This window comes from Geminocystis sp. NIES-3709 (assembly GCF_001548115.1).
In the GTDB taxonomy this organism is placed as follows: Bacteria; Cyanobacteriota; Cyanobacteriia; order Cyanobacteriales; family Cyanobacteriaceae; genus Geminocystis.
This window is the reverse complement of record NZ_AP014821.1, coordinates 3644207-3657235: the sequence shown is the minus strand read 5'-3', so window position 1 is coordinate 3657235 and position 13029 is coordinate 3644207. Positions and strand designations below refer to the sequence as shown.

Here is a 13029-nt window from a genome sequence, read left to right as displayed (position 1 = left end):
TTTTTCCTTTTTTGTCAATCCGTAAGTCCTATTAAATTAAAATTTTTCTTCTCTTAACCAAAGTAAAACATCGTCTATATTTTTGTCGGGAGGAAATACTGGATAAAAATATTTGAGAATTTGACCATTTTTAGCGATGATAGTTACACGCTTAAGAAGTTGTCTTCCTTCTACTTCAAATGTAGGTAATTTGAGAGCATTTGCAAAATTCAAAGAAACATCGCTTAAAAGTTCAAATGGTAAATGGAGACGATTAACTGCTTCTAATTGATCATCTCTAGATTGAGTGCTAATTCCAAATATTTTAACATTTAAGTCTATCAATTCTTGATAATGATCTCGAAATGAACACGATTGAGGTGTACAACCTGCCGCACCCGGTATTAAAATCCATCCTTGAGGAAGAGTTTGATTGGGTTTACCTGTCATGGGGTAACAATAAATGACGACTAAGCCATTAATTTTAGAAAGATTAACAGCGTTTCCAGAAGTCGAAGTTAGATTTATATTAGGTAATAATAAGCCTATTAAGTGAAAACAAGCATTATCATCGACGGGAATGGGGAGATTGTGGGGAATCTCACGGAGAAAATCTGAAGGAATATTCGATCGATTTGACATTTGGGTATTCGCACAAGTAAGTTATAATTTTTTGATTATTCCCCTCCTCATAGAGAAGGGATTAAAGTTAATTAATTTTATTTATCTGCAATGGCAGTAAATTTTAACAGGGGAGCCATTTTAGCACGATTAAGACTTAAAACATTGTCTTTCATGGTATAATTATCAATTTGTTGTAAAGTCTCCATAAAAGTCGTTTCCATTTCTATATTTTCACAAGCCATCATGGTAGAAGCCATTTGCTCAAAATTAATTCTATTACCTTCTTTCATTTCAAAGCCCCCCATAAAATTATTACAGCCTCCAAAACCATTGACTCGGTTATTGTCATCAGTATTACTAAACATCATAAAGATAGCTTGTCTTTGATTTTCGGTTTTTGTTACTGGTTTACCCATAATTTCCACCAATTCCCAACGAGTATTGATTAAACTAACTTCTTGACTTTCTGAATTTTCCATATTTTCGGTTTTTTCTTCATCTTCACTATTTTCAGATTTATCCATAGTTTCTGTTGTTTCGCCACTTTGGGCTTCTTCAACCTTTGTTAACATATATTTTTCGGCTAAATCTCCTGTAATTCTATTACCTTCCATATCTAGTTGAAATAATATATTTTCTCCTACGAGAAACTGATTTGGTGCGTCTTTAATACCGTCTAAAGAGATCGTATTTCCTGCTTCATTCCATTTGAAAGTACCTTTTATCTCAAATACTTCTTCGCTTTTGCCTAAATATTGTCTTGACATTACAAAAGAAAGATCTTCATTAAGTGTTAAAGTAGTTTTTATTCCTTCACAACTAGCACAGGGAACAATACCTTGATAAACTCCATTCCAATCTAAAGAGTTTGCACTGGTATCACCTATAGTTTCTATTACCTCCATTTGGGTGGAGTCCATTGTCATATCTGCCTGAGAAGGTTTAATATAAGTGCTTAAGGATAATGTGGTTAATAATGCGATCGAAATAAGTAAAGATTGATTTTTCATAGTATTTAAGAATGGGTTACTAAATTTGAGTAATTCTATACCAATGACGCTTTTAGTTGACAAAAGTTTCCTACTTATGTTTGCGAAGAATTAGAGAAAAGTTATTACTCGGCATCGCTATTTTTTCCTCTAAACAAAATCCATTATTTTCTGCTACTTTCACCACATCTTCTAAATTTCGCACTCCCCAAGAGGAGTTTTGACTTCTTAAATAAAAATCAAATTCTTGATTACTTAAACTTGTGTGTTGATTATTGATTTTATAAGCACCATATAAATATACTATGCCATCGATCGACAAAATTTTGTTTGCACCTTCCATCAATCCTAAATAAGCCTCCCAAGGTGAAATATGAATCATATTGATACAGATAATTGTGTTGATATTTTCTTGTGTTAACTCTTGATGCCAGTTTGATTTCATTACGTCTATTTTTAATGGCGATCGTAAGTTATTAGTAACACAATCTGCCTTCCAAGCCTCAATACTACTTAAACATTCCTGTTGTTTATCAGAAGAAATCCATTGTTGTTGAGGAAAGTGCGGTGCAAAAAATACACTATGTTCTCCTGTCCCACTAGCTATTTCTAGTATGTTGCCACTTGGAGAAATGATTTTTTTTAGTACATTTAAAATAGGGAGAGAATTTCTTGTGGTAGCTGGAGCATATTTTTTAGTCATTTTAAGTATTTAATAGTTGATTAATTTCATCAAAAGGTAGTGGTTTACAGAATAAATATCCTTGGCCATATTCACAGTCTAATTCTTGGGTGATAATCCATTGTAAATTATTTTCTATTCCTTCCGCAATTACTTCCATATTAAAACCCTTCGCCATAGTAATAATTGCAGATACGATCGCTTTATCTTGAGAATTATCTTTAATATTTTTCACAAAATCTTGAGCTATCTTAACATAGTGAAATGGAAATTTTTTGAGATTATTAAAAGATGAATTATGTACACCAAAATCATCGAGAGTTATTTTAATTCCTAAACTTAATAATTTTTTGAGAAATTTGCGAGATTCTTCATCTTCAACCAAAGATATTTCTTGAATTTCAATAATAATATTTTTAGCAATTTCTGGACTTTGTTCTAAAACTTTAATGAATTTATTTAAGGCTTTTTTATCTTTAAATAGTTTATGAGAAACGTTAATAGCTATTGGCATTTCATAAAATTTAGTATGAATATTTATTAACTTTTCATAAATTATACGCTCTAATACCCATAAAGTTATCTCATTAATTAAATCAATATTTTCTGCAATATCCATAAAATACTCAGAACTAATTAAACCTTTATATTGATGATGCCAATAAATGAGACTTTCTAATGCAACAATACTATTATTACGATTAATAATTGGTTGATAATAAATAGTAAGTTGTTCATTAGTTAGAGCATGATTAAGTTCATTTTTGATTTTAATAAATTCTTGATTTTCATAATTAATTTTTGGACTATAAAAAGAATATTGATTTTCTCCATATTTTTTACTCATCGCTAAGGCTTGATCTGCTTTTCTGATTAAATTAGTATCATTTTCATCATCATGAGGATAAATAGAAATACCAATATTTATGTTAAGTTTTAGTTTTTTATTATTACTTATAAAAGGTTCGTTTAGATATTTAATTACTCTTTTTGCGATCGTGCCTATTTGGCTTATATCATTAATTTCGGATAATAATATGATAAATTGATTTTCTCGCCAATAAGCCACAGTATCTTCTAATCTAAATATTTTTGTTAATTTTTCTGAACAATATTTTAAAAGATGATTTTCTGTATTTTCTGTAAGGGTATCTTTTGCTAAATATATTTGATCAATTTCTACTAGCATAACTGCTAATTTTTGTTCTGTTCTTTTATAACTAGCTAAAGTTTTTTGTAGAGTTTTAATAAAAAAACGATAGTTAGGTAATTTAGTTTTTAAATCATAATCTAAAATTTGTTTTAAGTTTTCCTTTTGTTTATTTCTTGCAGTGACGTCAAAAATATATAATCTTACTAAGTTCAAATCTTTTAAATAATGAATATACTCTTCAAAATAAAAGTCATTTACTTTTACTTCTCTTTTAAACAAATTAGTTTTGATAGTTTCTGGATAAGGAATAATACTTTGTAAGAGAGGATGATTTAATTTATCTTTTAATAAATTAGGAAAATTTATCTTAGCACAAGCATTAGCAAATAAAATATTTCCCATAATATCTATTTCAATAATGGGGTGTGGAGAAAGATTAACGATCGAAGCAAATTTTAAAAGCTCATCTACTCTATAATCATAATTACTATGAGATTTAATAGCAAAGATTTCATCATTATCTTTATTATCGTGAGATAACGTATCTACCATTAACTTTTTAAACTTTGTTTCCTCAATAATTTTAATTTTTTGTTCTTGAAATTTTCCTTCATAATCAATAAAATATGTCATGATTACTTCTGAACCAATCTCAATAATGTCTCCATGTTTAAGATAGGATTCTGATACTTTTTTTTGATTAATAATTAAACCATTATTACTAATATTTCCTTGCTTGTCTCCGTCAATTATGATATAGTAAATTCCCTTAGTGTCTTCGTTTCGTTCTTGAATTAAATAACAGTGACTTCGGGATACTTGTAAAGATGATAAAATAATATCATTATCTTCACTACGCCCGATCGAAGTTTCTTTTTTGTCTAATAAAATAGTTTTAATAAGTCGCTGAATAGAAGTATTTTCTTCTAAAATTAGAAAGTGATTAATCAAATTCTCAGAAGAAAAATTATTATCTTCATGGTTTAATAAGATATGAGAATAACTAGAAAAATTTTCTTTCATGGATAATTACCTGACAATTTTTAAGGAAAATAATTATATGTTCATGATATGATTCTGAATCTTAATAACTGATTTAATGAACAGTTTAATCTCAATATTTTTGAATGGAACTAGAAACATTTATCCCTAACCTCACCAATAAAATTGAAGCAATTCTATATCTTAAAGCACAACCAACATCTCTTGATGAACTCGTAACCTTAAGTCAAACATCCATTGATGAAGTGCAAGAGGCTTTAATTCAGTTAATGTCTGATTATGCTTACCGTGACAGTGCATTAGAAATTATTGAAACTCCTCAAGGATATAGTTTACAATTAAGGAATTGTTATCAATCTTTACTAGAACATCTTATTCCCGCAGAGTTAAATCCTAGCACTCTTAAAACTTTAGCAGCGATCGCTCTCAAACATCCTATTCTTCAGAGTGATTTAATAATTCTAAGGGGTAGCAGTGCTTATCAACACGTCAATGAATTAGTTGAAGAAGGATTTATTCGTAAACGTCGTCAAGAAGAAGGTCGATCGTATTGGCTAGAAGTGACAGATAAGTTTCATCAATATTTTGAAATTAATCAACTACCACAAGAAAAAACAGATTATGATATTGTAAGAGAAAACAAAAAGTAAAGGCAAAATTCTAACAGAGGGAAGAAATAATGGTATTTGATTCAAATTTTTTTCAGCGAGAATCAGAAGCAACAATAAAAAATACATTAGTAGAATATTTGCAAAAACAACATCCTGACACCTTAGAAAGAATCGCCCAATCCGCCACCCCTGAAGTCAGAGAAATTATCACCCACAACGTAGAAGGTTTATTGGGAATTTTGCCTTCTGATGCGTTTAATGTTCAAATAGTTACAGATAGACAAAATCTGGGCAATTTATTAGCATCCGCCATGATGACTGGTTATTTTCTTTGTCAGATGGAAAAAAGAAAAGAATTAGACGAAAATATTGCCGATACTGAATGTCTTTAAGAGTTAATAATGAATAGTTGATAAATAGTAAATAATTTTTTATTGTCAATTGTCAATTGTCAATTATTAACCTCCTTTAGCAAAAGAAATCATCACTAAGAAAGAAAGTAATAATCCAGGTACTAATAAAACAATTAGCATTAAAAATTGATCAGTAGTCATAATTCCACAATATTAGTTATTAATCAATTATCATTTTAGAATATTGTTTTGAGGTTGAATAATAAAAATAAAAATGGCTCTTCTACTTTGAATATGATAAATTATGTCTAAAAAAAGGTGTCAGGTGTCAGGTAGCAGCTATTAGGTTAAATTCAAACTGTTAATTTATAATAATTGCATTTTTAAAAGAGTCAAAGCTATAGCTATCAAAGTTTATATTAATTATTTTCTATTAATTTGTCATAACTACTGTAGGAGAGCCATAAAAATAAATTATAGAATTCCTTGAACAAGTAAGATGAATTGCAGAATGTTTTATTAAAAATTTTCTCAAAAATGTCAAGATATGTAGTAATTAATGCCGATGATTTCGGTTATTCAGATTCGGTAAATGAAGCAATTATCACTGCTCATCATCAGGGTATTTTAACCAGTACAAGTTTAATGGTGACAGGAAAAAAAGCACAGTTTGCTGTTGATTTAGCGAAACAAAACCCTTCTTTAGCCGTTGGACTACATCTAGTGCTATGTTTAGGAAAATCTGCTTTACCCTTTTCTCAAATACCACATTTAGTAGATAAACACGGTTACTTTAATCCTAGCGCAGCGATCGCAGGTTTAAAATATCAATTTATTCCTCAAGCCAAAGAAGAATTAAAACAAGAAATTAAAGCCCAATTAGACTTGTTTAAAGCGACTAATTTACCACTGTCTCATGTTGATGGTCATTTACACTTACATACCCATCCGATCGTTTTACAAATATTAGCAGAATTAGCCTCAGAATATAACATAAAATTTATACGTCTTCCCTATGAAGAATTAGAATTTACCTTAAATATTGATTCTAGTAATGTACTTTTAAAAAGAGTTTATTCCTTCATTTTTACACTTTTAAGAAAATATGGGGAAAATTTATTAAATAATTATGGAATTAAATATACTGAAAAAATCTATGGATTATTACAAACTGGCAAAATAAATGAGTCTTATTTATTAGGCTTAATTCCACAAATTCAAGATAATATTATTGAAATTTACTCTCATCCTCAATCTATTTCCTCCGATATAGAGTTACAGGCGTTATGTAGTCAAGAAGTAAAAGATCTGTTAAGCTCAAAAGGTTTCAAATTAATTAACTATCATCAACTAGAGGAGAAATTATCGAGGTGTTAAATAGTTTAATCTTGTTTATCTTGGTTATCTCTCAGGTGTTAGGAGATGTTTGTTTAAGCCAAGCCATGAAAATTTATGGAGAAATTACCTCTTTTTCCCCCGCCTCTATTCTCAATATCCTCGACTATTTAATTACTTCTTCTTGGTTTTATCTTGCTTTAGGTGGCTTAACCATTTCTTGGTTTTTATATATGTTTTCCGTTTCCAAGATGGATTTAAGTTATGTTTTACCTATTCATGCCTCCAGTTATATTTGCAATGCGTTATTAGCTTGGTTAATGCTTAACGAAACCGTTACTCCCGTGCGGTGGTTTGCCACTGGGATTATTTCTGTAGGAGTTTTTATTGTTGGTTATAGTCAATATCAAACAGAAAAACAAGCTAAAAAGTTATCTAAAACTATTAATATTCCTAATCAGGAAGCAAGTAAAATTATTATTTCTCTCCCCTTTGCTACTGTTTTACCAATTATGTGGTTAGGAGTTATTCTTATGGTTATAGCAGACAGTTTAGGTGATTTATTAAATGCTAAAGGAATGAAACAAATTGGACAAATGACATCTTTTTCTTTAACAGGAATTATTCAATGGCTTAGTAAAATTTTTACTAATATCCCTGTTTTAATTGGTATTTTCTGTCAATTAATTGCATTGTTACTCTTTATTTCCCTTCTTAGCTGGGATGATTTAAGTTTAGTACGTCCTGCAAGTTCAATTAGTTATTTAATAACATTAATCTGTGCTAAATATATTCTTCACGAAAAAATTAGTAGAGGAAGATTTACTGGTATTTGTTGGATTCTAGCAGGAGTTGTCACTTTATCTTTAACTTAAAATTATGGCTCTTTTACTTTGAGTAAGATAAATTATTTCTTAAAAAAGGTGTTAGGTTTTAGCGGTACTTAGACAAAAATTAAGCCCAAATTAAGCCCAAACTAGCTTTATATGAGCTAAACACTTCCACATTGTCTTTTAACCATTGAAAAAAGCGGAAAGACACTGCCGTCCTGCCGTCCGAAACGCTTCCAATGACTCTGCAAAAGTATTTAAGGGTTTATTTCCCCATTGCCTTCTCAATCCCCCTGTCAAACGATGCCATTGAATAAAAGTATAGGCGCAAAATACCAATATAAAATGTCTCATTAAACGTAACTACCTACGTCAGGAAAATTTAAACAAAAACAACATTTTCCCCATTCAACACTTGAGTCAGAATTTCTAAAATATTTCTTCCCTGTTTTCTCGCTGTTGATATTACTGAACGAATTAAGGCAAAATTTTGTGCACCGGACATCGTCCGAAAACTTCCTGAGACTTTTTGCTTACATTTCATCATTCTTACATCTCTTTCGGCTTGGTTATTTGTAAATGGTACTTTTTCTTCTCTCAGAAATCGTAATACATCTTGCCGATATTTACTTAATCTGATTAACAGGTTATGTCCTGTTCGCCTTTTTTTCCTCCCTCGATTACTTGAGGAGATTACTGTTGGTAATGATTCGTGATATTTTAACCCTCTCTCCACAATGGAATCATATACTGTTTCTAATCTCTCAATAATTCCCTCTGGTATTTTTCCTTCGTAGCTATGCTTATATTTGTTCGCTACTAATAACAATTTACTCATCGAGTTTGCCCATGATTCTTTTTCTATTTCCATTAGGGCTTTTAATTCTCTTAAGTGGTGAGCGTTACACAAACCATGTTCCACTCCTTCTAACTGATAATAGGAGGCAAAATGTTCATTGATTACTACTCCTGAGGGGGTGTCTAACTCATCTATATTTTTTCTCTTCTGTGATACTCTATACCATGTTTCTTCTTCTGTTGATACTACGTGCAACCAATTATTTTTGCCTTTGATTCTCATCCCCGTCTCATCAAGATGTTTAACTGTGGCACTTCCTATCTTCTCTTTTATTTGTGTTACTACTGGCACTGATAATTTTGCGACAGATTCATTGATATTGGCGAGGGTTTTTTCACTCATCGAACAATCAAACAAATCTGATAATAATTCACTCCGTCGCTGTTCGGGAATAAAATGTTGATTTGATAAATATGAGGCCATGGCTTTTATTCTCATGCCATATTGTTGCGGTGCATTTACCCCCATGGGAAAACTTCCTTATATTTTCTTCCCACATTGACCACATTGTTTGACTTCTACTTGATGTTCGATGACTTCTATTTTCGGTTTTGGTAGCTCAAATACTTGTCGAATAATGGTTGAAACTAATTTAGCTGAGTGGGTGGAACAACCACAATTATCACAACAAGAGAGAGTTGGATGTTTAATCACATGATCTGGTTTTGATACCTTCTCCAAAGTCTTACCAAGGTGTCCCACTTGCCCACCGTTTTTTTTATCACTTTTCCCTCTTAGACTTCTTGTTCGAGGCGGTTTTTTCAATCCATCACTAGATGGAGGTTTGGAACTATTTTGACTATTCCTTTCCAAACCCTTCTTTAGTTCTGCTATAAGTTCTTTCAACCCCTGATTCTCTTCACGCAGTCGTTGATTTTCTTTTTGTAAGCTAATTATTTGCAGTATCTGGGTTTCGACTTTCATAAAAATTATTTTATCATTTTATGTTCTCTCTGCCTTAATTAATTTACTTGACGTAGGTAGTTACCTTTTTGATTCATTATTTTAAATTCCAAGATATTCCCATACCTTATCGAGGTGAGGTGCGATCGTGCAGTGCCGCCAAAGGCGATCGCTTTATCTAACAATCATAAGCTAAGACGCATTGATTTGGTATATAATTTAAGTCAGAAAAGATAAAACTTAGGTGTGATTTATGCCTTCTAAAAATTTTTTGTCAGAGGAAGGAAGAAAGAAAGTATCTACAAGATGCTTTAAAAATAGAAAAGAGATCGGAAGTCAGGGAAAGAATTTTAATATTTTTATTAGAGAATGATGGTAAAAATTATCAAGAAATAGCAGTTTTTTTGGGTTGTTCCCCCAAAACGGTGGCTTACTGGGCAGTTCATGGTAATCCTAATAATGTAGATTCATTGCAAGATAAAAGAAGAAAAGGAAACCAAACAAAAGCAACGGATAAATATATTGAAAGATTATTAGAAGTAGTTGATAAAAATCCTGAAGATTTTGGATATGATTTTGGTCGATGGACGGGGCAAAGATTATCAGAACATTTGGAAAAAGAAACAGGAATTAAATTAAGCAAATCACAAGTAGTGAGGATATTAAAAAGAAAAAAGTATAGTTATATTTGGGGAAAATATAGTTTAGAAGACAAACAAAATCAAGAACAAAGAAAAGCATTTAAAGAAAAATTAGAACATTACATAGAAATAGGTAAAGAGAATCCTGAGTTAGTTCAAGTATGGTTTTGGGATGGGGCGTTTAAAGTGGCGAACTAAATTCGCCACACAGCCCCTCATGAATGTGGTTTTAGTTTAAGGGTGATAAGAAGAAAAACATGGACGAAAAAAGGAAAAAGAAAAAAGGTGAAGGGAGAAAGAAGAAGAGGAAGAGTAAATATCATGGGAGGAATAAGATATTCGGATAAAAAAAGAAGATGTTTTGTAATAAAAAAAGGTGATTCAGAAACGTTTTGTGAACAATTAAAAAAGTTATGGGAAGAAATAAAAAATGAATGGGTAAGTAAGGGAAATGATGAAAAAGATTTTAAAGAATGTGGTCCGAAAATAATCATAATATTAGACAACGCAAGTTTCCATAAAAAAAAGGAAATAGTAGAAAAAATAGAAAAAAATCTACCGAATATAAGACTAGAATATTTACCGGTATATAGTCCAGATTATAACTTAATAGAATTAGTGTGGCATTCGGCAAAGGAATATATAGCTTATAGAAACTTTGAAAATAAAGAACAGCTAGAAAAAACAGTAAATTACTTATTAAATGAAGGAGGTTTAGTAATTAATTGGAGTAAAAAATTTAAGAATAAGGGTGAATTAATCAATGTAAGTTAAATGCGTCTTAGCTTACCTTAATTCAGCAATGCCGAAAATTTAAACCTAAAAGCCTTTAAGAGATTGCCCAAATTTACCGCTAGTATGCAGGAAAATTACTAACTATTTTGTCTCGTCGGGGTGTAGAAAAAATCGAGTTTAATGGGGATATACCTAATTTTAGCATCTGTCAGGTAGTCGATCGAGAGGAAAGAGAGGATATACCCGATCGAATCGAACCGTAACAAAAATTGTCCGTCAAGGGTTTAAAATAAAAGAAAAAATCCTTCGTTATGTGGAAGTAATTAAAGTAAAATCAACGGCAAAAACTATTAATAAAAACTGATTATGGCGTTCATGAATTAAAATATTTTGAAGATAAATTTTGATCCTGTATTGTAGCATACTACGATATTCTGAATGTAAATAAAATTATGCACAAATGTATTTTTTTGATCAAATTTGATTTAGGTTACACTGGAAGGACGAACAAACCAACAAGATTGTATAAATAATTGTAGCTTTCGTCCTATCTAATTCTATGGTGAGATATTTAATTAAAATTCTTTTAAAACTTTTTAAATTATTGATAATATTTTTTCTAATGCTCACTTTAAGTGTATTAGGTTTTTTGATTTACATTTATCAAATAGAACCTCAGTGGATAGAAATTAAAAATATTGAACTTAGTTTACCTAATTTAGATCAAGAATTTGTAGGTTGGAAAATAGTACAAATTACTGATATTCATATCAACGATTGGATGACAGAAAAAAGACTAAAAAATATCATAGAATTAGTTAATAAACAATCTCCTGACATCGTTTTTCTTACTGGAGATTTTTTCTCTCAAAATACCACTTATGTAGAAAGAATAGATGGAAGTTTTGTCTCTTTAGAAAAAAGAAAACCGTTATCTTTATCTAAAAAATTATTACATAAATTAGGTTTTATTGATTCTGAAGTAACAACTCATTCTTTTGTCAAAGATCAAGAAATATTAACTAGAACCCTAAAAAAACTAACTCCTAAATATAAAAGTTTTTCAGTATTAGGTAATCATGATTATGCCACCGACGTAACTTTAGTTGAACAAGCCTTAAAAGATAGTAATATTATTAATTTAAAAAATGAAATTTATACCTTTAAAAAAAATACTGGTATTCTTAATATTGCAGGAGTTGATAGTGTCTCTTTTAGCAAAGATAAATTAAAACCAATATTAAAAAAATTGCCCGATAAAGGAGTGAATATTCTCTTAGTTCATGAACCAGATTATGCAAAAAGAAGTTCTTTTACTCATCGCTTTCAGTTACAATTATCAGGCCATTCCCACGGTGGACAAGTTCGTATTCCTTTTTTCGGAGCTCCTTTATTACCTCCTCATGGCCGCATATATACACAAGGTTTATATAAAGTTAGAGACATGATTCAATACACCAATAGAGGGGTTGGTATGGCTTATCCCTATATTCGATTTAATTGCCGACCAGAAATTACTGTTTTTACGCTACGCTAACTAGATTACCTTTAGTATCAATAAAGTTATGATAGTTCCCTTTTCCCTATTGTTCGCCGATAATTTGATCTCGAACTGAGGTGAAATAGTTAAACTGTTTGATTCTTAACTATTTTCTATTGACAAGGAAATCAGATAAAAGTTATGATAGAGAATTGTGAGTTTTCAAGCAATAAATCTCCATGTCTATAAATGCAAATGCGATAATTCGGTCGATCGAGGCTGAATATCTGAAAGACAAAAGTTCATTACCCTCCATAAATGTTGGTGACACCATTAAAGTCGGTGTCCGCATTCAAGAGGGTGGTAAAGAAAGAGTACAACCCTTCGAGGGTACAATTATCGCTATGCGTAATGGCGGTATTAACGAAACGATTACCGTGAGACGAGTTTTTCAAGGTGTTGGTGTGGAAAGAGTCTTCATGATTCATTCTCCCGTAGTAGCTAACATTCAAGTAATCCGTCGTGGTAAAGTCAGACGAGCAAAACTTTACTATCTCAGAGATAGAGTTGGTAAAGCTACCCGCATTAAACAACGTTTCGATCGTCCTGTGGAAGGAAAAACCACCACAAAAAAATAGTTTCTCTAGGGTGTTACCCAATTTCTTGCCGTGAAGTTCCAACTAGCTATAAAAAAGTTAAATCAAGTAACAAACTTGACAAAATTTAACCCAACTCGTTATAGTATTAAAATATACGTCCTTAGTTCAGTTGGTAGAACGTCGGTCTCCAAAACCGAATGTCAGGGGTTCAAGTCCTCTAGGGCGTGTTGGTCTGACCACAAGAAAAATAGATG

General features: G+C 31.0%; 12 protein-coding genes, 1 tRNA gene and 2 pseudogenes. 8 read left to right on the top strand and 7 right to left on the bottom strand.

Features of this window, described 5'->3' with window-relative positions; translation table 11 throughout:
* Positions 1-36 precede the first annotated feature (36 nt).
* The 4 genes from GM3709_RS15585 to GM3709_RS15570 all read right to left on the bottom strand — a co-directional run bounded on the left by GM3709_RS15585 (position 37) and on the right by GM3709_RS15570 (position 4450).
* Positions 37-621: a peroxiredoxin gene (locus tag GM3709_RS15585; protein ID WP_060832862.1), complete on the bottom strand. Its 585-nt coding sequence runs from the start codon at positions 619-621 to the stop codon at positions 37-39.
* Between the two features lie 77 nt (positions 622-698).
* Positions 699-1613, bottom strand: coding sequence for a copper resistance protein NlpE N-terminal domain-containing protein (locus GM3709_RS15580; protein WP_060832863.1), 915 nt, complete (start codon positions 1611-1613; stop codon positions 699-701).
* Positions 1614-1683: 70 nt separating this feature from the next.
* Positions 1684-2295, bottom strand: coding sequence for a DUF938 domain-containing protein (locus tag GM3709_RS15575; RefSeq protein WP_060832864.1), 612 nt, complete (start codon positions 2293-2295; stop codon positions 1684-1686).
* A gap of 1 nt (position 2296) precedes the next feature.
* Positions 2297-4450 carry an EAL domain-containing protein gene (locus GM3709_RS15570; protein ID WP_066121042.1) on the bottom strand — a complete coding sequence of 718 codons (2154 nt, stop codon included), beginning with the start codon at positions 4448-4450 and terminating at the stop codon, positions 2297-2299.
* 104 nt (positions 4451-4554) lie between these two features.
* On the opposite strand from GM3709_RS15570, the gene scpB reads away from it, so the two are divergent.
* The 4 genes from scpB (at position 4555) to GM3709_RS15550 (ending at position 7603) form a co-directional block, all read left to right on the top strand.
* Positions 4555-5079, top strand: coding sequence for an SMC-Scp complex subunit ScpB (gene scpB / locus GM3709_RS15565; protein ID WP_060832865.1), 525 nt, complete (start codon positions 4555-4557; stop codon positions 5077-5079).
* 29 nt (positions 5080-5108) lie between these two features.
* Complete coding sequence (locus tag GM3709_RS15560) at positions 5109-5432, top strand: DUF760 domain-containing protein (RefSeq protein ID WP_060832866.1); 324 nt, start codon at positions 5109-5111, stop codon at positions 5430-5432.
* Between the two features lie 498 nt (positions 5433-5930).
* The gene (gene hpnK / locus GM3709_RS15555; RefSeq protein ID WP_060832867.1) at positions 5931-6770 is read left to right on the top strand and encodes a hopanoid biosynthesis-associated protein HpnK; all 840 of its coding nucleotides are present in this window, start codon (positions 5931-5933) and stop codon (positions 6768-6770) included.
* Positions 6764-7603 carry an EamA family transporter gene (locus GM3709_RS15550; RefSeq protein WP_060832868.1) on the top strand — a complete coding sequence of 280 codons (840 nt, stop codon included), beginning with the start codon at positions 6764-6766 and terminating at the stop codon, positions 7601-7603. Before hpnK ends, GM3709_RS15550 begins: the two co-directional genes overlap by 7 nt.
* Positions 7604-7682: 79 nt before the next feature.
* Here GM3709_RS15550 and GM3709_RS20280 read toward each other — a convergent pair.
* The 3 genes and pseudogenes from GM3709_RS20280 to GM3709_RS21205 all read right to left on the bottom strand — a co-directional run.
* A pseudogene (locus GM3709_RS20280) lies at positions 7683-7915 on the bottom strand (IS701 family transposase); the annotation flags it as partial.
* A 25-nt stretch (positions 7916-7940) separates the two neighbouring features.
* Positions 7941-8885, bottom strand: a complete 945-nt coding sequence (gene tnpC / locus GM3709_RS15545) for an IS66 family transposase (RefSeq protein WP_197671850.1) — start codon at positions 8883-8885, stop codon at positions 7941-7943.
* Between the two features lie 12 nt (positions 8886-8897).
* Positions 8898-9341: a DUF6444 domain-containing protein gene (locus tag GM3709_RS21205; protein ID WP_197671849.1), complete on the bottom strand. Its 444-nt coding sequence runs from the start codon at positions 9339-9341 to the stop codon at positions 8898-8900.
* A 232-nt stretch (positions 9342-9573) separates the two neighbouring features.
* Here GM3709_RS21205 and GM3709_RS19340 point away from each other — a divergent pair.
* The 4 genes and pseudogenes from GM3709_RS19340 to GM3709_RS15520 all read left to right on the top strand — a co-directional run bounded on the left by GM3709_RS19340 (position 9574) and on the right by GM3709_RS15520 (position 13002).
* Positions 9574-10735 (top strand): annotated as a pseudogene (locus tag GM3709_RS19340) (IS630 family transposase).
* A 583-nt stretch (positions 10736-11318) separates the two neighbouring features.
* Entirely contained in the window at positions 11319-12233 is a 915-nt protein-coding gene (locus GM3709_RS15530) for a metallophosphoesterase (RefSeq protein ID WP_231937579.1), read from the top strand.
* Between the two features lie 188 nt (positions 12234-12421).
* Complete coding sequence (gene rplS / locus GM3709_RS15525) at positions 12422-12814, top strand: 50S ribosomal protein L19 (RefSeq protein WP_066121986.1); 393 nt, start codon at positions 12422-12424, stop codon at positions 12812-12814.
* 115 nt (positions 12815-12929) lie between these two features.
* A tRNA-Trp gene (locus tag GM3709_RS15520) sits at positions 12930-13002 on the top strand.
* Positions 13003-13029 lie beyond the last annotated feature (27 nt).

Excerpts from the sequence above, each read along its gene's own strand:
- GM3709_RS21205 (WP_197671849.1), bottom strand. The coding sequence starts at position 9,341 with ATGAAAGTCGAAACCCAGATACTGCAAATAATTAGCTTACAAAAAGAA.
- GM3709_RS15580 (WP_060832863.1), bottom strand. The coding sequence starts at position 1,613 with ATGAAAAATCAATCTTTACTTATTTCGATCGCATTATTAACCACATTA.
- GM3709_RS15530 (WP_231937579.1), top strand. The coding sequence starts at position 11,319 with ATGCTCACTTTAAGTGTATTAGGTTTTTTGATTTACATTTATCAAATA.
- GM3709_RS15585 (WP_060832862.1), bottom strand. The coding sequence starts at position 621 with ATGTCAAATCGATCGAATATTCCTTCAGATTTTCTCCGTGAGATTCCC.
- GM3709_RS15570 (WP_066121042.1), bottom strand. The coding sequence starts at position 4,450 with ATGAAAGAAAATTTTTCTAGTTATTCTCATATCTTATTAAACCATGAA.
- hpnK (WP_060832867.1), top strand. The coding sequence starts at position 5,931 with ATGTCAAGATATGTAGTAATTAATGCCGATGATTTCGGTTATTCAGAT.
- GM3709_RS15575 (WP_060832864.1), bottom strand. The coding sequence starts at position 2,295 with ATGACTAAAAAATATGCTCCAGCTACCACAAGAAATTCTCTCCCTATT.
- GM3709_RS15560 (WP_060832866.1), top strand. The coding sequence starts at position 5,109 with ATGGTATTTGATTCAAATTTTTTTCAGCGAGAATCAGAAGCAACAATA.
- tnpC (WP_197671850.1), bottom strand. The coding sequence starts at position 8,885 with ATGGGGGTAAATGCACCGCAACAATATGGCATGAGAATAAAAGCCATG.
- scpB (WP_060832865.1), top strand. The coding sequence starts at position 4,555 with ATGGAACTAGAAACATTTATCCCTAACCTCACCAATAAAATTGAAGCA.